General features: G+C 66.8%; 20 protein-coding genes and 1 tRNA gene. 9 read left to right on the top strand and 12 right to left on the bottom strand.

Going from position 1 to position 21,415, the window contains the following annotated elements; genetic code table 11:
• Positions 1 to 21: 21 nt before the first annotated feature.
• Positions 22 to 2,046 (bottom strand): threonine--tRNA ligase, encoded by a 2,025-nt coding sequence (thrS, locus tag AB0F51_RS04145; RefSeq protein WP_360273688.1) that lies wholly within the window; start codon positions 2,044 to 2,046, stop codon positions 22 to 24.
• Between the two features lie 206 nt (positions 2,047 to 2,252).
• Between thrS and AB0F51_RS04140 the strand changes: the two genes are divergently transcribed.
• The 3 genes from AB0F51_RS04140 to AB0F51_RS04130 are packed head-to-tail and all read left to right on the top strand — an operon-like array spanning position 2,253 to position 4,626.
• On the top strand, positions 2,253 to 3,179 hold the full coding sequence (locus AB0F51_RS04140) for an ATP-binding cassette domain-containing protein (RefSeq protein ID WP_360273685.1): 927 nt from the start codon (positions 2,253 to 2,255) through the stop codon (positions 3,177 to 3,179).
• Positions 3,176 to 3,829, top strand: a complete 654-nt coding sequence (locus tag AB0F51_RS04135) for a DedA family protein (RefSeq protein ID WP_360273682.1) — start codon at positions 3,176 to 3,178, stop codon at positions 3,827 to 3,829. Before AB0F51_RS04140 ends, AB0F51_RS04135 begins: the two co-directional genes overlap by 4 nt.
• Positions 3,826 to 4,626 (top strand): ABC transporter permease, encoded by an 801-nt coding sequence (locus AB0F51_RS04130; RefSeq protein WP_360273679.1) that lies wholly within the window; start codon positions 3,826 to 3,828, stop codon positions 4,624 to 4,626. The genes AB0F51_RS04135 and AB0F51_RS04130 overlap by 4 nt, the downstream gene beginning before the upstream one ends.
• 77 nt (positions 4,627 to 4,703) lie before the next feature.
• Here AB0F51_RS04130 and AB0F51_RS04125 read toward each other — a convergent pair whose 3' ends face one another.
• From AB0F51_RS04125 to AB0F51_RS04100, 6 genes are all read right to left on the bottom strand, one after another.
• The gene (locus AB0F51_RS04125) at positions 4,704 to 6,248 is read right to left on the bottom strand and encodes an AAA family ATPase (RefSeq protein ID WP_360273676.1); all 1,545 of its coding nucleotides are present in this window, start codon (positions 6,246 to 6,248) and stop codon (positions 4,704 to 4,706) included.
• A gap of 181 nt (positions 6,249 to 6,429) precedes the next feature.
• The gene (locus AB0F51_RS04120; protein WP_360273673.1) at positions 6,430 to 7,098 is read right to left on the bottom strand and encodes a response regulator transcription factor; all 669 of its coding nucleotides are present in this window, start codon (positions 7,096 to 7,098) and stop codon (positions 6,430 to 6,432) included.
• Complete coding sequence (locus AB0F51_RS04115) at positions 7,095 to 8,672, bottom strand: histidine kinase (RefSeq protein WP_360273670.1); 1,578 nt, start codon at positions 8,670 to 8,672, stop codon at positions 7,095 to 7,097. Before AB0F51_RS04115 ends, AB0F51_RS04120 begins: the two co-directional genes overlap by 4 nt.
• A 46-nt stretch (positions 8,673 to 8,718) precedes the next feature.
• Positions 8,719 to 9,834 carry a GntR family transcriptional regulator gene (locus tag AB0F51_RS04110; RefSeq protein ID WP_360273667.1) on the bottom strand — a complete coding sequence of 372 codons (1,116 nt, stop codon included), beginning with the start codon at positions 9,832 to 9,834 and terminating at the stop codon, positions 8,719 to 8,721.
• 74 nt (positions 9,835 to 9,908) lie between these two features.
• A complete protein-coding gene (locus tag AB0F51_RS04105; RefSeq protein WP_360273665.1) occupies positions 9,909 to 10,319 on the bottom strand; it encodes a VOC family protein in 411 nt (136 codons plus the stop codon).
• Positions 10,319 to 11,200, bottom strand: coding sequence for a sigma-70 family RNA polymerase sigma factor (locus tag AB0F51_RS04100; RefSeq protein WP_360273662.1), 882 nt, complete (start codon positions 11,198 to 11,200; stop codon positions 10,319 to 10,321). The genes AB0F51_RS04105 and AB0F51_RS04100 overlap by 1 nt, the downstream gene beginning before the upstream one ends.
• A gap of 87 nt (positions 11,201 to 11,287) precedes the next feature.
• Between AB0F51_RS04100 and AB0F51_RS04095 the strand changes: the two genes are divergently transcribed.
• The 5 genes from AB0F51_RS04095 to AB0F51_RS04075 all read left to right on the top strand — a co-directional run bounded on the left by AB0F51_RS04095 (position 11,288) and on the right by AB0F51_RS04075 (position 15,015).
• Entirely contained in the window at positions 11,288 to 11,680 is a 393-nt protein-coding gene (locus AB0F51_RS04095; protein ID WP_360273659.1) for a VOC family protein, read from the top strand.
• Between the two features lie 63 nt (positions 11,681 to 11,743).
• Positions 11,744 to 12,193, top strand: a complete 450-nt coding sequence (locus AB0F51_RS04090; RefSeq protein WP_360273656.1) for a YdeI/OmpD-associated family protein — start codon at positions 11,744 to 11,746, stop codon at positions 12,191 to 12,193.
• A 48-nt stretch (positions 12,194 to 12,241) separates the two neighbouring features.
• Positions 12,242 to 12,958 (top strand): SDR family NAD(P)-dependent oxidoreductase, encoded by a 717-nt coding sequence (locus AB0F51_RS04085; RefSeq protein WP_360273653.1) that lies wholly within the window; start codon positions 12,242 to 12,244, stop codon positions 12,956 to 12,958.
• A gap of 39 nt (positions 12,959 to 12,997) precedes the next feature.
• Positions 12,998 to 14,485, top strand: coding sequence for a glycosyltransferase family 39 protein (locus tag AB0F51_RS04080; RefSeq protein ID WP_360273650.1), 1,488 nt, complete (start codon positions 12,998 to 13,000; stop codon positions 14,483 to 14,485).
• A 2-nt stretch (positions 14,486 to 14,487) separates the two neighbouring features.
• The gene (locus AB0F51_RS04075; protein WP_360273647.1) at positions 14,488 to 15,015 is read left to right on the top strand and encodes a hypothetical protein; all 528 of its coding nucleotides are present in this window, start codon (positions 14,488 to 14,490) and stop codon (positions 15,013 to 15,015) included.
• Positions 15,016 to 15,021: 6 nt separating this feature from the next.
• Here AB0F51_RS04075 and AB0F51_RS04070 read toward each other — a convergent pair whose 3' ends face one another.
• The 4 genes from AB0F51_RS04070 to AB0F51_RS04055 form a co-directional block, all read right to left on the bottom strand.
• Positions 15,022 to 15,345: a YciI family protein gene (locus tag AB0F51_RS04070; protein WP_360273644.1), complete on the bottom strand. Its 324-nt coding sequence runs from the start codon at positions 15,343 to 15,345 to the stop codon at positions 15,022 to 15,024.
• A 566-nt stretch (positions 15,346 to 15,911) separates the two neighbouring features.
• Positions 15,912 to 17,261, bottom strand: a complete 1,350-nt coding sequence (locus tag AB0F51_RS04065) for a hypothetical protein (RefSeq protein ID WP_360273642.1) — start codon at positions 17,259 to 17,261, stop codon at positions 15,912 to 15,914.
• Between the two features lie 24 nt (positions 17,262 to 17,285).
• Positions 17,286 to 18,353 (bottom strand): radical SAM protein, encoded by a 1,068-nt coding sequence (locus AB0F51_RS04060; RefSeq protein WP_360273640.1) that lies wholly within the window; start codon positions 18,351 to 18,353, stop codon positions 17,286 to 17,288.
• Between the two features lie 1,262 nt (positions 18,354 to 19,615).
• Positions 19,616 to 19,687, bottom strand: a tRNA-Val gene (locus AB0F51_RS04055).
• Between the two features lie 121 nt (positions 19,688 to 19,808).
• On the opposite strand from AB0F51_RS04055, the gene AB0F51_RS04050 reads away from it, so the two are divergent.
• Entirely contained in the window at positions 19,809 to 20,369 is a 561-nt protein-coding gene (locus AB0F51_RS04050; RefSeq protein WP_360273637.1) for a CGNR zinc finger domain-containing protein, read from the top strand.
• 76 nt (positions 20,370 to 20,445) lie between these two features.
• Here AB0F51_RS04050 and AB0F51_RS04045 read toward each other — a convergent pair whose 3' ends face one another.
• Positions 20,446 to 21,264, bottom strand: a complete 819-nt coding sequence (locus AB0F51_RS04045; RefSeq protein WP_360273634.1) for an aminotransferase class IV — start codon at positions 21,262 to 21,264, stop codon at positions 20,446 to 20,448.
• Positions 21,265 to 21,415: the final 151 nt, after the last annotated feature.

Below are 21,415 nucleotides of genomic sequence, written 5' to 3'. Positions count from 1 at the left end.
GGCCCTGCCGCCGGGTGGATGTCAAACCTGGACGCGTTTCTTCACGGCCTCGACGATTTCGGCGACCGCGTCGGCGATCGGGATGCCGTTCTTCTGGGAGCCGTCGCGGTAGCGGAAGGAGACCGAGCCGGCCGCCATGTCCTCGTCACCCGCGATCAGCATGTACGGCACCTTCGACTTCTGCGCGTTGCGGATCTTCTTCTGCATCCGGTCGTCGGAGCCGTCGATCTCGATCCGGATGCCCTCCGCCTTGAGCTGCGCGGCGACGTCGTACAGGTAGTCCACGTGGCCGTCGGTGATCGGGATGCCGATCACCTGGACCGGTGCGAGCCACGGCGGGAAGACACCGGCGTAGTGCTCGGTCAGCACCGCGACGAACCGCTCGATCGAGCCGAACAGCGCGCGGTGGATCATCACCGGCCGCTGCCGCGAACCGTCGGAGGCGGTGTACTCCAGCTCGAACCGCTCCGGCAGGTTGAAGTCCAGCTGGATGGTCGACATCTGCCAGGTCCGGCCGATCGCGTCGCGGGCCTGCACCGAGATCTTCGGGCCGTAGAAGGCCGCGCCGCCCGGATCCGGCACCAGCTCGAGACCGGAGCTCTCCGCGACCTCGCGCAGCGTCTCGGTCGCCTCCTCCCAGACCTCGTCCGACCCGACGAACTTCTCCGGGTTCTTGGTGGAGAGCTCGAGGTAGAAGTCGTCCAGGCCGTAGTCGGCGAGCAGGCCGAGCACGAAGGTCAGCAGGTTCTTCAGCTCGTCGCGCATCTGCTCACGGGTGCAGTAGATGTGCGCGTCGTCCTGGGTGAAGCCGCGGGCCCGGGTCATGCCGTGGATGACGCCGGACTTCTCCAGCCGGTACACGGTGCCGAACTCGAACAGCCGCATCGGCAGCTCGCGGTACGAGCGGCCGCGCGCGCCGAAGATCAGGTTGTGCATCGGGCAGTTCATCGGCTTCAGGTAGTAGTCCTGGCCCTGCTTGCGGATCTCGCCGTCCGGCCCGCGCTCCTCGTCCAGGTGCATGGGCGGGTACATGCCGTCGGCGTACCAGTCCAGGTGGCCCGAGGTCTGGAACAGCTGTGCCTTGGTGATGTGCGGGGAGTAGACGAACTCGTAGCCGTCCTCCACGTGCCGCTGGCGCGAGTAGTCCTCCATCACCTTGCGCAGTACGCCGCCCTTGGGGTGGAACACCGCGAGGCCGGAACCGATCTCGTCGGGGAAGCTGAACAGGTCCAGCTCGGTCCCCAGCTTGCGGTGGTCGCGCTTGGCGGCCTCCTCCAGCCGGGTCAGGTACGCCTTCAGCGCGTCGCGGGTGTCCCACGCGGTGCCGTAGATGCGCTGCAGCTGCGGGTTCTTCTCGCTCCCCCGCCAGTACGCCGCCGCGACGCGCATCAGCTTGAAGTTGCCCAGATACCCGGTCGCCGGGACGTGCGGCCCGCGACACAGGTCCTTCCAGGCGACCGAGTCGTCGCGCCGGATGTTGTCGTAGATGGTCAGCTCGCCGGCACCGACTTCGACCGAGGCACCCTCGGCGGCGTCGGCGGAGGCCGACCCCTTGATCCCGATCAGCTCCAGCTTGTACGGCTCGTCGGCCAGCTCGGCGCGGGCGTCGTCGTCCGAGATCACCCGGCGGCTGAACCGCTGCCGCTCCTTGATGATCTGCTGCATCTTCTTCTCGAGCTTGGCCAGATCCTCCGGGGTGAACGGGGTGGCCACGTCGAAGTCGTAGTAGAACCCGTTCTCGACCGGCGGGCCGATGCCGAGCTTGGCGTCCGGGAACAGGTCCTGGACGGCCTGCGCGAGCACGTGCGCGGTCGAGTGCCGGATGATCGCGAGCCCGTCGGCGGACGACGCCAGCACCGGCTCGATCTCGTCGCCGTCGGCGACCACCCGGGCCAGGTCGCGCAGTTCCCCGTTGACCTTGGCGGCGATGGCGGAGCGATCCTGGCCGAAGATCTCGGCGAACAGCTCTCCGACGGTCGTCGTCTCGGTCACGCTCCGCTCAGCCTCGCCCTCGACGCCGACCAGATGGACCTTGACTTCGGACACGTTCACTCCTCGAGTACGCCGCCCCGCCGTGCGCGGGCCGTCACATCGCAGATCGTATCTACTTCGCCAGCGCGGCGTTGCAGCCCATCCACAGGGGGAGGCCGACCTGACGAAAGTCAGGGGTAGGTGGCTCCCATAGTCCGATGTGCCGGGGTGCCTTCGATTTCTAGGTTCGTAGTCACACTCCGAACCCGGAAAGGCTCCGTGTGATCACCCTCGAAGCACTCACCAAACGTTACGGCGAGACCACCGCCGTGGACACGCTGAACCTGACCGTCGCGGCCGGCCGGGTGACCGGCTTCCTCGGCCCGAACGGCGCCGGCAAGTCGACCACGATGAGGATGATCCTCGGCCTCGACGCCCCCACCCAGGGCCGCGCCCTGGTCGACGGACGCGCGTACGCCGAATGGCCGGCCCCGTTGACCAAGGTCGGCGCGTTGCTCGATGCCAAGGCGCTGCACCCGCGGCGGACGGCTCGCAACCACCTGATCGCGATGGCCCGCAGCAACGGCCTCCCGGTCAGCCGGGTCGACGAGGTGCTGTCGATCGTCGGCCTCGACGAGGTGGTCCGCAAGCACGCCGGGCAGTTCTCCCTCGGCATGGGCCAGCGCCTGGGCATCGCCGGTGCGCTGCTCGGCGACCCCGAAGTACTGATGTTCGACGAGCCGGTCAACGGTCTCGACCCGGACGGTGTCCGCTGGGTACGCCGACTGATGCGCGACCTCGCCGCTGAGGGCCGGACCGTCTTCGTGTCCAGCCATCTGATGAGCGAGATGCAGCTGACTGCCGACCAGTTGGTCGTGATCGGTCGCGGCCGGTTGATCACCGACGCTCCGATCGCCGAGGTCATCGCCGGCTCGTCGCGGACCACTGTCCGGGTCGGCATTCCGGATCACGCGGGGCTCACGCTTCTCCGGGAGCGGCTGCTGCCCGAGGCCGAGCAGGTCGAGACAGTGCCTTCACCGCTGGGGACCGCCCAGCTCATCGTCAGCGGAGTACCGGCTGAGTGGATCGGTGACCTCGCGCACGAGCTCGGCGTACGGCTGCACGAACTTCATACGGAGCGCGCGTCGCTCGAGGAGGCCTATATGGAGCTCACTGCAGACAGCGTTCAGTACGGGGTGGCCTCATGAGCGACGGGATCCTGCAGTTCACCCACGAACTGATGTCGTCATGGTGGATCTATCTGGCCCTGTTCGGCTTCGCGGCGCTGGATGGGTTCTTCCCCGCGATCCCGAGCGAGACGCTCGTCGTCACCGCCGGTGTCTTCGCCGCCCTGGGCGAGCCGAACCTGTGCGCCGTGATCGCGGTCGCTGCAGCCGGAGCCTTCCTCGGCGACCACGTCTCGTACGGACTCGGCCGCGGCGCCGGCGGGCGGATGCTCGACCGCCTCGAACCGGGAACCAAACGGCACACGATGTCGCTGTGGGCTCGCAACGCTCTCGAGGAACGCGGCGGGCTGGTGCTGGTCGTCGCCCGCTACGTGCCGGGCGGACGCACCGCGGTGACGCTGACGATGGGCGCGGTCCGGTATCCGCTGCGCAACTTCTCCTTCTTCGCCGCGCTCGCCGCGGTCAGTTGGGGACTGTACTGCTCGCTGGTCGGCTACATCGGCGGCAAGGCATTCGAGGACAACCCGCTCAAGGGAGTCGCGCTGGGGATCGGTCTCGCCCTCATGGTGACGTTGATCGTCGAGGTCGTCCGGCACCAGCGCCACAAGCGCCGTACCCCTCAACCTCAGGTCGAGGCTGATGCCGACTTGGTCAAGACAGGAGAACGATGAGCACGGCAACCATCACCGTCTCGCAGAGGTCGAGCGGGCTGCGCGACGCGGTCGCGTCGGAGTGGACGAAACTGTGGACGGTCCGGTCGAGCTGGCTGAACCTCGTCGCGGGTGTGGCGCTGACCGGCTTGCTGGCGATGCAGTTCGGCTTCTCCACGGCGTACGAGAACGAGCATCTCGCCCCCGGTGAAGTCGCGGAGAAGTCGGCGGTCGGTGGGGTCGCGGTGTCGGCGACGGTGATCGCGCAGGTGATCGTCGCGGCCTTCGCGATGCTGATGGTGACGTCGGAGTACTCGACCGGCAGCATCCGCTCAACCCTGCAATGGACCCCGGTACGTCGGAACGTGGTGCTCGCGAAGGCGATCGTGCTCGCGCCGGTGCTGTTCGCCTATGCGCTGGGGCTCGGCGTGATCGCGGCGATCGTGGGTGGCGTCACGATGGGCGAATGGGCCGACTGGGACCTGGCCGCGCTCGTGGTCGACCTGCTCTCGGTGGCGATCTACCTGACCTTGGCCGGTCTCCTCACGGCCGGAATCGCCTTCGTCATCAAAAGCACCGCCGGCACCCTAACGGCCGCCTTCCTGCTGCTGATCGTCATCCCCATGATGCTTGCCCAAAGCAACATCACCCCGCTGGTCTGGACCGCAGCCCTGCTCCCCGGCGGCGCCGGCCAGAACTACCTCTCCGGCTCCACCGACCCCCTCTCCCCCACCACCAGCCTGCTGGTCCTGCTCACCTGGGCCTCCAGCGGCCTCTGGGCAGGCCTGAAAGCCTTGCAACACCGCGACGCGGCGTGACGGCGGGGCGCGAGCGCCCCACCAACAACAACTGCGGGTGATGGCCGCCAAGGCCATCACCCGCAGTTTGCCTTTTGTCAGCGCGGGACGTTCAGTGCGATGGTGACCTGTTCTGCCACCTTCGCGGCCAGCTCCAACGCGGCTCGGCGGGTGGCCGGTTGGAGGGCTGAGTGGTCGAGCGGGCCTTCGGCGGCGATGTGTGGGTCGGTCGGGATGTCGACGACAGCGGCCGCGCGTGACTCGAAGTACGGGCGGAGCTGCTTCTCGACCTCCTTGTTCACGTCGCCAGGTCCGTTGCTGACCGCGATCACCGCACGGCGGATGAGCCGCTGCGCGTCCGGCCCCTGGTGGTCGAGCTCCTCCAGCATCTGCACGGCGGCAGCGCAGGACAGGCTCTTCCACTTGATCGGGATGACCAGGACGTCGGAGGCCTTCATCGCCTCGCGCCAGTTGCTGGAGCCCTCGTTGTTACCGGTGTCGATCACCAGCACCTTGTAGAAGCGGCTCAGCAGCCGGTGGATCTGGTCGAAGTCCTTCGCCTCGATCTGCGCGTACGTCGTGGTCGCCGACGTCAGTACGTCGTACTGCCCCGAGACCTGGTGCCGAAGGTAGGCCCCGACGTCACCCAGCCGCGCATCCGGCTGCGTGAGCATCTGCATCGCCTGCAGCAGGTCCGTCACGGTCGACCGGCTGTTGGTGTCGTGCGTGCGCAGGTGCATGTTGCCGCGCAGCTCGTTGTTGTCCCACGCGACCACGCCACCACCACGGGCCTGGCCGAGCGCGCCCGCCAGCAGCAGGGTCGTCGGAGTCTTGCCGGACCCGCCCTTCGGGTTGGCGATCGTGATCGTCACCGGCCGCCGGAAGGCAGTCGCCGCAGTGGCCCGGGCAATACGCTCCAGCCGCTCCGCAGTACCGGGGCGAAGTCGCAGTACGCTGCGGACGCCCTTCTCCGCCGGAGCTTCCCGCGGCAACGGCAGCGCCTGCAGCAGCTCGTCAGCGCGGTACGAGACCGGACGCTCGGGCTGCGGTGCCTGCTGGCCAGGCACGCCCTGCGGGAAGAAGTGCTGAGCAGCTGGGGACAGCTGAGACTGCTGGTCCTGCTCGGCCGGCTGGGCCCACGGATCCGCTGCCGGCTCCTTGGCGCCACTGGTCGCCCACGGGTCGGCTGCAGGCTCAGGCCTACCTGTCCTGCTCCACGAGTCACCTGACTGCTCTTGACCGGCGGACTTGCTCCACGGGTCAGCGGCAGGCTCCTGAGCCGGCTGCTTGGACCAGGGGTCGGGCGTCGGCGCCTGTGCGGCGGCCGGCTGGGACCACGAGTCGCCGGTGTACTCCGGCGAGAGCGCGTCGGGCTGCTGCTGCGCTTCCTCGGCTACCTCTTCGCCCTCTTCGGGGTCGGGGGTCGCCTGGCTGCTGCGCGGCGTACTGGCCGGCGGGCTCGGCTGGGCGGGTGGGTGCTGCGCAGGAGGGCTCTGGGCGGGCGGGTTCTGGGCCGGCGGCGTTGCGGCGGCCGGGCTGGGATCCGGCTGGGTCCAGGACGGGGTCGGCTGCCACATCCTCCGGACCTCGGCCGCCGCCGCTTCCCGGTCCTTGTGCTGTCCGGAGTTGTGCGAGTCGGTCACGACCTAGATCCCCCGATTTCTGTGGGAGGGGGCGGGGCTGCCGCTCCCCTGGGGCTTGCTTGCTGGAAACTGCCCAGGCACATCCGGCCCGGGACGTCTACTATCCCATGACCGGGAGTCCAGGCGATGTCACCCGCCGGAGCGTCGGCCGGCCACCCCTGATCCTGCCGGCCAGTGGGCGCTAGTCCGCGACCAGACCTGCTTCATAAGCAACGATCGCGGCCTGCACCCGGTTCTTCACGCCGAGCCGGGTGAGGACAGCGCTGACATAGGCCTTCACCGTGCCTTCGACCAGGAACAGCCGCCCGGCGATCTCGGCATTCGACAGCCCGGCACCGACCAGAGCCAGTACTTCGCGCTCGCGCGGACTGAGCACGTCGAGTTGCTCCTTCGCCGCCGCGGCCCGCGCCATCCGGCCACCACCCGACCCCGCGCTCAACTCGGCGATCACTCGCTGTGCGACCTTCGGCGACAGGTACGCCGCGCCGTCGGCGACGGCCTTCAGCCCGGCGATCAACTCGTGCGGGTCACCCGACTTCAGCAGGAACCCGCTCGCGCCGTCGCCGAGCGCCTTCGCGATGTAGGCGTCCTCGGAGAACGTGGTCAGGATGACCACCGCGGTGTCCGGCACGGTTCGCTTGATCTCGGCCCCGGCCGCCAGTCCGTCCATCCGCGGCATCCGGATGTCCAGCACCGCGACGTCGGGCCGGTGGCGCTGCGTGAGCGTGACCGCTTCCTGCCCGTCGGCAGCCTCGGCGACGACCTCGATCGTCTCGTCCGAGCCGAGGATCGCGCGCACCCCCGCCCGGACCATCGCCTCGTCGTCGGCCAGCAGCACCCTGATCGTCACGGTGTCCCTTCGGGAGTTGGTTCGACCGAACCGGTCTGAACGATGTCCTTGGCCACCAGCGCGCCGTCAGTGAAACACAACCGGTAAGCGTAGTTGGCCGAGAACGGCGGGGCCGGCCGGTAGAACCGGCAGGCCCAGTCCTTGGGCGCCGGCTGCCGTTCGGTCGGTGCGTCGATCATCTCCATTGCCGGGAGCAACCGCTCGACCTCGTCGACCGGCTGACCGATCCGCAACGTGTCGTAGACGTTCGGCCGTAGGATCGAGCTGTAGCCGGTGACCAGGTAGTAGCCGAGGGCAACCAATCCGACGACCAGGCCGATCGCCAGCGGCGCGGCGACGGCGGCGATCAACCCGCGCCGGGCGTTCCGTCGTACCGTGGCTCGCTCGTCGGCCGTCGCCGACTCGATCGCCTTCTCCGACTCGGGTTCGGGCCGTCCGCCGGTCTGCGGGATTCGCGCGACGACCTCGAAACCACCGGTACTACGGGGTTGCGCGGTCAGCGTGCCACCGACGAGCCGGACGCGTTCCGTCAACCCTGCCAAGCCGCGGCCGGTCGACGGAACTCCCGCCGGTTTCGGCGCACCCGTGTCGGCGATCCGCACCTCGACCTGGTCGGCGATCCGCGAGACGGTCACTGTGACTTCGGCGCCCGGGGCGTGTTTGCTCGCGTTGGTCAGCGACTCCTGGACGACGCGATGCACAGCGCGGTCGACCATCGGTGAGAGCTCGAGGCTGCCTTCCTGGACGAGTTTCACGGCCAAGCCGGAGGCCGCCGCACGGTCGACCAGGTCCGCGACGCTCTCCTGGGGCGGCACCACCGGCGCCGCGCCGTCGCGCAGTACGCCGATGATCTCGCCGAGTCTTTCCGTCGCGGTCGCGGCTGCCTGGCGGAGTTCCCTGGCGGCGCGGCGGTGGCGTTCCGGGAGTTCGGCGTCGACCTCCAGAGCGGCCGCCCGCAAGGCGATCAGGCTCAGCTCGTGGCCGACCGAGTCATGCATGTCCTCGGCGATCCGCGAACGCTCTCGGAGCCGCTCCTGGGCGATCTCGAGCCGATGCTCACGCTCGATCCGCTCGGCACGGTCCCAGCCTGCCGTGGTGAGCAGCACCTGCTGTGCGCGGTACCGGCCGATCAGCCAGGGCAGTACGACGAGCAGCAAGGCGAGCAGGAGCATCACCAGCCAGCTCAGTACGGCCTCGCCGACCGGCTCGTCTTGCTGCAGCAACAGGCCGAGAGCCAGCAGTGCGGCGACTTCGCAGCTCGCCATGATCACGAAGTGCCGGAGCTGCGTTTCCCGGCGACCGGACGAGTAGCTCAGCAGCGAGATCGCGGGAACGAGCGCGATCGGTATGCCGAGCGTCGTCCCGAGACTCGCGGCCAGAATCACGACCTGCACCGAGATCACCACACTCAGGCCGATCATCGGGCGCGATCGTCTGAGGAACACGCCGGCACCGAGAGCCGCGATGCAGCCCGCCTGCATCCAGTACGGATCCTGGCGCGCGCCGCTCTCCGCGAGCACCAGCAAAGAGAGACCCGCCCAGATGCCGAGGTCCCCCGCCCGTGCCCAGTTCACGCCCCGACGCTACACAAGAGCGAGCTGCCCGTAGTACTGACGAAAGTCAGGTGCGGTCGGCGTCGACGATCTCGAACGGGACCAGGGACAGCTTGGGGACCGATTCGCCGCGGAGCTGGGCGAGCAGCAGGTCGACCGCTTGGTTGCCCATCTCGCGCTGGTTCTGCCGGACATGCAGGAACGGCGGCCCGGCGATCGGGTCGCCCGGGGAGTCGAAGCAGCTGATCACCAGGTCGTCCGGCCGGCCCAGCGCCCGGTCCAGCATCCTCGCGAGGTTGTACTCGCAGGCGATGAACGCGGTCACCTCCGGGAAACGGCTCCGGAACTCCCGGATCGTCTCGAGATCAGAGCGAACGCTCTCCGTCGTGAAAGAGCCAGGCAGCGTACTGCGCAACTCGGTCAGCTGATGGGCCTGGTGATCCCCACTCTCGCGCTCGGCGAACGCCGCCCGGAAACCCTCCAGCCGTTCCTCGATGCTCGACGTGTTCAACGGCGGAGGCGAGACGAACGCGATGTGCCGATGACCCCGCTCGAGAAGCCGCTCGGTCAGGGCGCGCGAGGCGGCGACGTTGTCGGTGTGGACGGCCGAGACTGGGATGCCGGACAGGTGCCGGTCGACCAGCACGAGCGGGAAACCGTCGAGAACCTGACGCAGCAGGCTGGCGTTGTAGAAGTCGCCGTGCACCGGAAAGACGATGAGCCCGTCCACTGCTCCGGACGCGACCAGCGACTCCACTGCCTGTTCCTCGTCGGCTTGGCGGCCGCGCGTTCGGCGTACGAGCAGATTCGCTCCCGCCTCGGCGCATCGCTCCTCGATGGATTGCAACAACTCCAGGCCGTACGCCTCCGACACGTCGGGGATGAGCAGTCCGATCGTCGCCGGGGTCTGGCCGCGCCGGGCGGGGCGAAGCGCGCCCTTCAGCGGAGTGGTGACGCCCTCCAGGTTGGGGAGCTGCTTGACGACGAACGAGCCCTTGCCGCGGATGCGCTCGATCAGGCCGGCTTCCCGCAGTACTTCGAGGGCGCGTTTGGACGTGATCCGGCTGACCTCGAACTGCGCCGCCAGCTCCATCTCGGAGGCGACCCGGTCACCCGGGCGCAGGACGCCACTGCGGATCTCCTCGAGCACGTGCGTGCTGATCCGCTCGTACAGCAGAGCCACGGTGTTTCGCCTCTCGGTCGGTCAGGTTGATATACCAAACCAGCCGCTGCGGTCCGGCGGCAAGGGCAGTCAAGCTATACCAACCGCGGCTGCACGAAGCGGAGGAGGTTGCCTGACGGGTCGAGGAAGGCGCAGTCGCGTACGCCGTCGAGGCGGTCGATCGGTTCCTGCATCACCTCCGCGCCCGCGGTCGCGAGGTGCTCGAAGATCTCGTCGCAGTCGTCGGTCAGGAGGACCAAGCGGTTGAGAAGCCCTTTTGTCATCAGGTCCTCGATCGTCTCCCGGTCGGCTTCCGGGACGACGGGGTCGGCGCTGGGCGATTCGAGCACGATCTGCAGGTCGGGTTGCGACGGCGGACCGACGGCCGCCCGCCAAGGAGGGTTGGCATCGGCGTACCGGCGTACTTCGAAACCGAGCACGGTGAGGTAGAAGTCCAGAGCTTCGTCGAGGTCGCGGACGAGGAGCGTGCAGGACTCGAGCTTCATCACCGCGCTCTGTCGTCGGCGGGGAGGAAGACGATGTCCAGCTCGTCGAGACGGTTCGGATCGCCGTCGATGACGATGTCGGTGATCTTCCCGTCGGCGACGGTGAACGTGAAGACGGCCTTCGGGCGGCCGCGATGGGCCCACACGGCTGCCGGAACGCCGTTGACCAGCGCGAGCCGGGCGGCCTGGGCCCGGCCGGCGAAGAAGGTGGCGATTTCCTGGGCGCCGCGAATCTCGCCGGCCACGGCGTCGGGGTCTAGCAGTTCGACCAGGGCCTCGAAGTCCCCGCCGCGGGCTGCGGCAAGGAAGGCGGCGACGATTTCCTTTTTTGGGGAGCGCGCGGCGTCGGATTCCGCGGCTGCGCCTTGGACGCGCCTCCGGGCACGGCTGGCGAGCTGCCGGGCCGCTACCGGGGAACGGTCCATGATGGTGCCGATCTCGCCGAAGGAGACCGCGAAGACGTCGTGCAGGACGAACGCCAGACGCTCGGCGGGACTCAGCGTGTCCAGCACGACCATCAGCGCGACACCGACCGAATCGGCCAGCAGGGCCTCGTCCTCGGGATCGGCGCGATCGGGCGCCTGGACAGAGGCCTGGACGGACGCGTGAGCGGTGGCCGGCTCGGGCAGGAGGTCCCCAGCTGAGTCCTCGGGACGGATCCGCCGGGCTTCGAGCATGTTCAGGCAGACGCGGGCGACGACGGTGGTCAACCAGCCACCTGGGTTCTCCACCTGACTGGTGTCGGCCCGGCTTACTCGCAGCCACGCCTCCTGTACCGCGTCCTCGGCCTCGCTGGACGAGCCGAGCATCTTGTAGGCGACGGCTTGGAGCCGGGAGTGGTGTTCGGCGAACCGCTCGCTCAGCCAGTCCTGTTCGACCATGTGTCACGTTCCTTTGGTAGGGCCTGTCATACCTGTTGACCGGCAAACACAGGCCGGTGTGACATCGACCATCACCAGGAGAGAACCGTGTCATTGCAGGTGAGCGCGATCATGCTCGGCGTCAAGGATCTGACCGGCGCCAAGAAGTTCTACACCGAAGGCCTGGGCTGCACGCTCGAGAAGGACACCAACCACTTCGTCCTGCTCGGCCTGGGCGACGGCTCCCCGCAGCTGGCTCTGTACGAATGGGAGGCCGCGGCCCAGGACGCCGGCGTGCCGTCCGAGGGATCCGGCTTCCGCGGCGCCTCGTTCCACTTCAACCCCGACACCCGGGAAGAGGTCGACACGATGATCCGCGACGCGGTCGCGGCCGGCGGTAGCGTCGTCAAGCCCGCCGCCCCGGCCCAGTGGGGCGGCTACTTCGGCTACTTCGCCGACCCCGACGGCTACCTGTGGAAGGTCACGACGTACGGCGAATAATCGTCCGCCAACCCCGGCCGCGGTGCGCGGCTGGGGTTGGCGACATCGAACGGGAGAAGCTAGATGAAGTTCCAGGCCGTAGTTGAGCCCCCGGGTCCCATGCGGGGGCTGGAGATTCCCGAAGAGGTGGTGACGGCGCTCGGCGAAGGTAAACGCCCGAGGGTGACCATCACGATCAACGGACACTCCTGGAAGAGCAGGGTCGCGATCATGCGCGGCCGGTACCTGCTCGGCCTCAGCATCGCCAACCGCCAAGCCGCCGGTGTCAGCCAGGGCGACGAGATCGACATCGAGGTCGAGCTCGACACCGAGCCCGCGACCGTGGTCGAGCCATCGGACTTTGCTCGTGCTCTGGACGCCAACCCGGCCGCCCGGGCGGCGTACGACCGCCTGTCGCACAGCAACAGGCGCAAACACGTACTCGCGGTCGAGAGCGCCAAGAAACCCGAAACCCGGTTCCGTCGGATCAGCGCCGCCATCACCGAACTCGAGGCCTCAGAACCAGCGACCTAAATGTTTTGTCGGTGGCGTCCGGCAGGGTGGGTGGTGGAGGTGGACCTTATGCGGATCAACGGGAAGGTTGCCGTCGTCACCGGGGCCGCGGTTGGGATCGGGCGTGCGATTGCGCAACGACTCGCGGCCGAGGGCGCGACCGTGGTGCTCGCCGATGTCGACGTGGCGGGTGGTGAGAAGACGCGTGCTCTCATCGGCGACGCGGCTTCGTTCGTCGCGACTGACATGCGCGACGATGCCGCGGTCGCGGACCTGCTCTCCTGCCGACCACAGATCCTGGTCAACAACGCAGGAGGCGGCGCGCAGCTGCAGCCCTGCTTCCCCACGGCCGAACCAGCCCGCTGGACCGCGTCGCTGGAGTTGAACCTTCGAGCCCCGATACTCGCCACCCAACTCGTCCTGGAACCAATGCGCTCGGCCGGTGGCGGGTGCGTGATCAATGTGGGTTCTACAGCCGGTCTGGGGTACGGCGAGCATGTCTCACCGGAGTACAGCGCAGCGAAGGCAGCCCTGCTGCGCTTCACGACGACGCTTGCCCCGCTTCGCGAGTCGCACAACGTCCGCGTCAACTGTGTGGTGCCTGATTGGGTCGCCACGGAACGCGGCATCGCGGAGTACGAGGCACTGCCTGAACGTGAGCGCGGCCCGACGCAGGTGCCACTCGAGACCCTGACCGACACGGTCGTCGAGCTCATCACCGACGACTCGCTGGCGGGCCAGGCGGTTCACCTGCCGCGCGGGTCTGCGCCTTCGTTCCTGACGTAAAGGTTCTCGGGTGCACTGATGAGCTGGCAGCATGCCGACATGAACCGTCCTGGGGTGGGGTTTGCCGGTCGACCGGTGGTGGGGATCGCGGTGCTGCTGGCCGCGGTACTGACTGCTTTGTCGGGCCGCTACGGGTTCCATCGCGACGAGCTGTACTTCCTCGCCGCGGCCGATCATCTGGATTGGGGGTACGTCGACCAGCCGCCGTTGACGCCACTGCTGGTCCGGATCTCGACCGAGCTCTTCGGCGCCACCCCGATGGGAATTCGGGTGATCTCGACGATCACCAGCGCGCTGACTGTCGTGGTGGTCGCGTTGATCGCGCGTGAGTTCGGCGCCGGCCGACGGGCCCAGGTCCTCGCGGCGATCTGCGCTGCCGTTTCGGGGTTTCTACTGGGCGTCGGCCATCTCGCCTCGACCGCGACGTACGACCTGCTGGCCTGGATGGTCATCGCGCTGCTGGCGATCAAGTTGCTCCGCACCGGCGACGGCCGCTGGTGGCTGGCGATCGGTCTGGCGACCGGCATCGCCTTGCAGAACAAGTACCTCGTCGTGCTGCCGCTGGCCGCGCTCCTGATCGCCGTCCTCATCACGGGGCCCCGCTCCGTACTGCGCACCTGGTGGCTGCCCGCCGGCATCGCAGTGGCGGCGCTCATCGCCGCGCCGAACCTTCTGTGGCAAGCAGCCAATGACTGGCCGCAGCTCACGGTCGCGAGCGGGATCAGCGAGGACGACGGCACGGAGAACCGGATCATGTTCGTCCCGCTCCAGATCCTCCCGCTCTCGCCGTTCCTGGTCCCCATCTGGGTCGTCGGCTTCCTCCACCTCCGGCGCTCCCCGACCCTCCGCTGGGCCCGCTCGGTCGCACTCGCCTACCCAGTCCTGTGCGTCATCGTCCTGGCACTGGGCGGCAAGTCGTACTACGCCCTGCCGCTGCTCCTCGTACTCGTCGCCGCCGGCTGCCAACCTGTCATCAACTGGCTGATCACGCCCCGCGCCACAGCACGCCGTACGGTCCTGGCGGTTGGCCTCGTGCTGACGGCCGTCACTTCAGCCGTCTTCACCCTGCCGGTACTGCCCGCCTCAGCCGTCAACGTCGTCATCCCGATCAACCAGGAACAAGGCGAGCAGATCGGCTGGCCCGAACTGACAGCGGCAGTAGCCGCCGCCTGGCAACAGATCCCCGAAGCCCAGCGCTCCCGCGCCACCCTCTTCGCGGGCAACTACGGACAAGCCGGCGCACTACGCAAGTACGGCCCGGACCACGGCCTCCCCCAGCCGTACTCCGGCCACATGAGCTTCCACGACTGGGCCCGCCCGGCGGACACCCAAGACGGCCCGGTCCTCCTGGTCGAGCAGGAACGCCAGGCGCAGTACGAACGCCACTTCACCAACTGCACCCAGGTAGGCACCGTCGAGAACAACGCCGGAGCCGACAACGAGGAACAAGGCACCGCCCTGGTCCTCTGCCAATCCCCCACCGCCCGCTGGTCCCAAACCTGGCCCAACCTCCGCCGCTACTACTAGCCGTGTCCTACTTCGACATAGAGGGCTACCAACCGCAGTGGCTCAACGGCCGGCGCGCGATCGCCGACGCCCACGGCCAGCGACTTGCCGCGCTGGTCGGCCGTCGCCTCGACCGCATCTGGCTGGTCTGGGACCGCGGCGCCGACGAGTGGTTCGCCGACGGCCCGGTGCTGCTGGACTTCGGCGGCGAGCAGGTCGAACTCAACCACCAGAAGTTCAGCGACCTGTCGATCACCTGGAACACCATCGATCCCGTCGGGCAGGCAACCTGGTCAAACGGCGACCCAGAGGTCTACAGCTTCTCCCTGGCTTGGCGACATGACGCCCGACCCGAGCTGGAGATCTTCAGGGGCCGGCAACTGACAGCCGTCGAACTGCTCGAGTGGGCCGGCGGAGACATCGCCGACAGCATGGTCGCGACCAGCTTCGTCTTCACCGACGACCGCCTGACGATCAGCAACGCCCTAGACGAGAACGCTTTGGAACTGGGCACGCCACAAGCCAGCTACCGAAGGCATCCCCTCCACTGACATCGCTCAGTGGAACGGCCGCACCTCGATCTTCCGATCGCACACCTTAGACGCCTCGGTGGCGAGCCGGAGCGCAACGTCCAGATCCGGGGCCTCCCACACCCAGATCCCGGCGAGATACTCCTTCGACTCCACAAAGGGCCCATCGGTGAACACCGGCTGCTCCCCCCGGTTGTCGATCACCGTGGCCGCATCGGTATCCGCAAGCCCACCCGCAAACACCCAGTACCCGTCCGCGATCAGCCGCTCATTGAACTCACTGATAGCCGGCTGCCGGTCGGTACTACCGGGATTGACCTTGTCATCAATCACAGAAACCAGATAACGCATCCAAATCATCTCCTGTGCCGTCAAAGCGCTCCTGCTGCCCAAGGCTGCCCCACACCGGACCGGGCCGCCTCACCCCCACCACGAACCCCACCACCCCAATCCGACACCACGCTGGGATTTCCTTCGAAGAAACCTCGCCGACGGACAAGAAGTTTCTTCCCAGCGACACGACCAGCCGCCTCAATCGACTGGCGAGCCCTGGCTGTAGACCTCGCCCGCCGTTCCCCCGGCAGGAGACGAGCCGCGCCCAGGCACCCACGCGACGAAGGAGCGGTAGTCACAGAAGGGCGCGTGGGGTGCTTGTCGGCGTACAAGCAAAAGCCGGCTTCCGTGGAAGCCGGCTGATCATCGGGTGGGCGACACTGGGTTCGAACCAGTGACCCCTGCGGTCTGAACGAGGAGCCACCGAAGCAGGCGATCGTACGCGATCCAGAAGCGCCCGAGTTGTCGCGACCATTAGCTGCCAAGGCCAGACTCGAGCCGCACGAGTGGATCAAATCGGGCAAGTCAGCACGGGCGCCGATGCTAGATCCACCCGTCGCCCCACTGCTGGGCTCGACAAAAGGTCAGGTGGTCATCGTCAAGACGCTCAGGACGATCGCGAGCGCGGCAACAATGAGAGCCATCAGTGCTAGCCGATTACTCGCCCGCTGAAGGTTGATGCTGGCTTTCTGCAGTCCGTTGCTCGCGCTCTGCAGACCTAATTCTTGGCGCGATGCTTCGACGGCGGCGCGCAACTCGACAGCAATCGACAGGTTCGTGATGCGCCGCTCCACGTCCTCTAGCGCGGTAGCGAGTTCTGACTCGCTGCTGACCCCGTTGACGAACCGGCGCGTGAACCCATGGCTGATCAGCACAGAGAAGTTCAAGCTCTCGTACACGGATGACAGGATCGCCCGGCTGCGAAGCACGGAGGAGACCGAGCCGCCATCTGACCCGTCCCCGCTGACTGAATACAGGGCCTTGGAGTATTCCAGTTGGCCGTGCAAGAACGCCTGTTTGCCGAGGTGAAACTCGATGGCCAGCAGCAGGTCTCCCATGTAGTGACGGAGAGGGTCGCCGTCACGCCAGAACCCATCGAGGACAATCAACGTCGCGTCCCGATCTGTCAGGTAGATTTCGTCGTTGCGGTAGCCGATCTCCTTCTTTGCCAACTCGTTGAGATATCGAGTGTTGTAACGTTCGTACCAGGTTGCGCGGTTCAGCAGGCCAGCTAGCTCCTTGCTGTGCCCCAACTTCCGCGGCTCCACCCGCACCGCGTCAGCGTCCGTCACCTCGCGAACGAAGAGCACCTGGTGCGCACGAACGTCCTCACGATTGATCTCGCCGCGCAGGTTCACCTCGAGATCTTCGAAAGCACGGGCGAACGGTGTCTGTCTCGCCAGCAAGGCTCGAGTTTCGTGCTTGAAATTCTCGTAGGCCGCCCGCCGGAGATGCGACAACTGCTGAATAACCGATTCAATCGGAACCGTGCCAGACAGCTCGAACCCCGCAGTGTTGATGATCACCCCATCGCGGCTTAACTGGGATCGTGAATCCTCGAAGACCCACGGCGCAAGATCCTGGCGGATCGCCCGGAGACTGGTCTGCCGCGGAATACGCACGCCATCTGTCCAGAGATGATCTCCGCACGGAAGATTGGTGGGCGTGTGATCATCCAGGAACACACTCGTCCACACGCGCTTCCCTCCTTGAGCGATCGCGCGGTCGCTGCGCTCCTCGATGTCTTGCCGCGAGTCACAAAATTCCGCGTGCTCTGACCACCGAGCGTGCAGTTGCTGGTGCAAGGCATGGCGAGCACGAAGATCCTGGAGAAGACCTAGCTCGCCAGCCGCACCACTCACCAACGACGAAACATCGAGCGCGTGTACATAAAAGACACGCGCCGCCCTGATGCTTCGCGGATCGGCGGACACGATTCCTCACAGAGGGCTCGGCGATCAACCTCGGCGTACCACTCCATGATGCAACTTGTTTCGCATGTTGGTGATCGCAGCAACCGCCCCCTGCGTGTCTCTCCTGCGGACGAGGTCCGGGAAAGCGCCCTCCCCCTCAGTGAAGAGATGACTCCGAAGATGACCCGACGCCGAAAGGCGAAGCGCGTAGTCTCCTTCCTGATCGCCTTCCCATGCCGAACCCTGCAACGGCATTACATCAAGTACCACAGCGAATCCGTCTCGTCCTACCAGCCGAAGTGAGCGACGACCGCTCGCACTTGCGTTCGTTCGCTCGAGTAGGTGGACGAGTTCAGATCGATTCGCGTCCTCGTCCAACGCCTGGCAAAGCAACTCGGCCAACACCGAATTTGGCACATGATGGCGTCGATATCCGGCTCCCATGACAGGAGTCCAGAGGACCTGGTACAAACGCATCTCAGCCACACCATGCTGGCGCAGCCTGTCCACCAACGCTGGTAGCTCGCCAACGTTGGTGCCGGATGGCCTGCCTCTGTAGACCGCGAAGTTCACCTTGATTGGAGATAGCCCGGCAGTTTGAGCTGCGACAAGCCCGGCAAGTTGCGCGCTCACACTGCCCGATGCAGAGATATCTTCGCGGAATCGTTCTTGATCGAGCGTATGAATGCTGACCGTGACTCGATCAAGCCCGGCGGCGGCAAGTGGCTCGGCAAACCTTTTCAGCAGCTGCCCGTTGGTTGTCATGGAAACGTCTAGGGGCGCATTTCCAGCGCCTCGCCGTATGGCGGCGACTGCGTCAACTACAGTCGCAGACCCAGCTCGGTATGCAAGCGGCTCCCCGCCCGTTACCTTCACAGCTGTGATGCCCGCTCTAACAGCTGCCTCGGCGACAAAAGCCAGATCGTCCGCCTGCAGGGTGGGTTGGGCGCCACTCAGTGTCTCGGCCAGCTCGCCTTCGTTGTGGCAAAAGAAACATCGGTAGTTGCATCCGCCGACCAACGAAATGCGAAGTCGCGAGTCCGGATCACTACCGTCAACCCATGTCGCAGCTATCGGGCCTGTCGACTGGCAGACGCCAGATCGCGATTCCATCGCGCACCTCCAGTAGCAGTAACTTCCCACGCGAGATCTCACGATGCAAGACACGTCGCCGCATCGCCTGGGAGCATATTTTCGGTCTAGGACTCCAGCGACGGGCTGCCTAGGTGACGCACAGTATTGGATTGACGCCGAGCAGGCCAGTATCTAAACAAGTCGGGTTGTAAAGGTCTGATTGCGGGATCCGCTGAGTGGCGACAGCGAGTCGAAGCCTGCTTCGGACGACCGCGGTTGGTCAGTACATAGTTGCCCTTCGCATCTGATGGCAACGTGTGGAGAATAGGTCTCCGCCTCTATCGACGAACCACGGCATGCACAGCCAGGCGGTCGTCGGCGCCGCGACATCTGCAACGGCGGCTAACGCGTAGCGATCTTCCCTGATGAAGGCTAGTCGCCTTGGGGTCAGCTCCCCCCGCTGCTTCTGGCAACTGGCTCCATACTCCAACCTTCGCCTCATGCCGAACCGACACCGGCATTGGGATGTGCCGAGCCTAGGTCTTCGCCACTCTCCCAGCCGCGCGCACGTCGTGTCGCAAATGGTCTTGAGTTAGCCAAGTCCAATCAATGAGTCCACCAGGCTCAGTTGACCCAGGTCTCAGGCGATCCGCCGCAGATGCGCGAGCCGCGGCGCAGTCAGCGTGTTCAAGGCAATGTATTTAGGAGCCTCGTTGGAGGCCACACCTCTGAGTACTGGATGCCTAGGCGCCGCACAAAGAACTCGTAGGTACGCCGCCCGAACAGGAACCCCTCGGCACGCTGACAGGTCTCGATGACGAACGCCCTGGTCTCGTCATTACCCGCCCCGCGAGCCTATCCACCCCGCTCGAACCCGCCCGGACGGACCTCCTCCGTCACCCCGTTCCCCGCATCACTCCGTCAAGAGTGGACCTGAGTCACGGTCATCAACTTCGCCCTCGAACTCCTCACCCACCGCCACCTCCCATCGGCAGCGTCACCACCCCACTCCGGCACTCCGCTCGGACGTCTTCGAAGAACGCTGGTCGCTGGCCTTCGTAGCGGCGGCCCCGGGCTGCGATCGACTGGCGAGCCTGGCGCTAGACGTCGCCTGCCGTTCCCCCGGCAGGAGACGAGCCGCGCCCAGGCACCCACGCGACGAAGGAGCGGCAGTCACAGAAGGGCGGGTGGGAGCGCCCAGAGCTGGGAGCGACGGAGGAGCGACGGGCGGCGGGCGCGTGGGGTGCTTGTCGGCGTACAAGCAAAAAGCCGGCTTCCGTGGAAGCCGGCTGATCATCGGGTGGGCGATACTGGGTTCGAACCAGTGACCTCTTCGGTGTGAACGAAGCGCGCTACCACTGCGCCAATCGCCCGGATCTGCTTGCGCCGTACTGTGTTGCGGGTGAAACCATAGCGCATTGATCCGCGACGTACGAATCGGGCCGGGCTACTCTTGCTGCAAGACGGAGACCCCGTCGCGTTGGAGACGTGATTGTGACTTTCTCGCACGACACCGAGCACGCGCTCGGCACGCTGGTCCGGCTGGTCAACACGCTGCCCGGGCCGACCAGCCAGGTCGACTCGCTGGAAACGCTCGAAGATCTGGAGAAGTTCGTCCACGAGCGCGAGTTCAGCGCGGTGGGCAATCTGACCGAGACCGACCTGCACGACGTCCGGGAGCTGCGGCCGCTGTTCGCGCCGGTGTTCACCACGACGTCGGACGCCGAGGCGGCCGCGATGATCAACGCGATCGTCGCGAGCGGTACGACGACGCCGCGGCTGACCAACCACGACGGTCATCCGTGGCACATCCACTATTCGCGTGACGGCGCGTCGCTGACCTGCCGGATCACGGTCGAGTGCGGGATCGCGCTCGCCCAGGTGATCTCGGCGGGCGAACGCGAGCGGTTGCGGCGCTGTGAGGCACCGGACTGCGACGACGCGCTGATCGACCTGTCGCGGAACCGCTCCAAGCGGTACTGCGACGCCCGCACCTGCGGCAACCGCTTACACGTCGCGGCGTACCGCGAACGCCGCAAGTCCGCCGGCGAGTAGACGAATCAGCGTCCGGAGCACCCACTGGGGCTCCGGACGCTGTCATTTCGGGGCACCGGCCACTGCCGGCGCGCCGTTACGGGTCGAGATCCTCGGCGGAACGCTCGGCGAACACCCTGGCGACCGCGGCGGTCACTTCACCCGGTACTGCGAGGTCGCGGTCGTCCGCCCGGTGGATCGCCTGGACGTCCCGGGTGGTCGACGTGAGGAAGATCTCATCCGCGTCCGCCAGCATCTCGAGTGGTACGTCCCGCTCGACGCCACCGAACCAGGCCAGCACCAGATTCCGCGTCACACCCGCCAGCGCACCCGACTGAAGCGTCGGCGTCACCAGCTCACCGTCGAACACACAGAAGATGTTCGAACCGGTGCCCTCACACAGGTCACCGACGGTGTTCGCGAAGATCGCCTCGCTGCCGCCGCGCGCTTTGGCATACGCGAGCGCCCGGACGTTCTCGGCGTACGACGTGGTCTTCAGCCCGGCGACGGCGCTGCGCTCATTCCGCACCCACGGCACGGTCACGATCGCCGAACTCGGCGCGGGCCGCTCGATCGCCTGCGACGCGACGATCAGCGTCGGGCCCGCAGTACCGCGATCCGACGACAACGGCGAAACCCCGCCGGTGTAGGTGATCCGCAGCCGGCCGAACGCGATGTCCGGGTCGGCCTTCACGACGGTCGCGATCGCGTCCCGCACCAGCGCCAGGTCGGGCTCCGGCAGCCCCAGCCCGGTCGCCGAGACCACCAGCCGGTCCAGATGCCGGGTCACCGCGAACGGCTGCCCGTCCACGAGCTTCAGGGTCTCGAAGACCCCGTCGCCCGTCGTGAGCCCGTGGTCCAGCGGCGAGACGGCGGCAGACTCGTCCTGAAGAGCGCCGTTCAGCCAGATGATCATGCGTGCTCCTTCCAACCGCGCACACCTTATGCCGAAGGGCGTTCCGGACCCGCCGGGGAGTCCGTGAGTGACCGGCCGGTGACCGCAGGTGGGCCGGGAGGTGACCCCCGTTTTTGCACTGACACGGACGTGCGCTAATGTTCTTCTCGCA

This window comes from Kribbella sp. NPDC023855 (genome assembly GCF_040639475.1).
GTDB lineage: Bacteria > Actinomycetota > Actinomycetes > Propionibacteriales > Kribbellaceae > Kribbella.
Note: the sequence above shows the minus strand (reverse complement) of the source record. Positions and strands in the feature narration are given on the sequence as shown.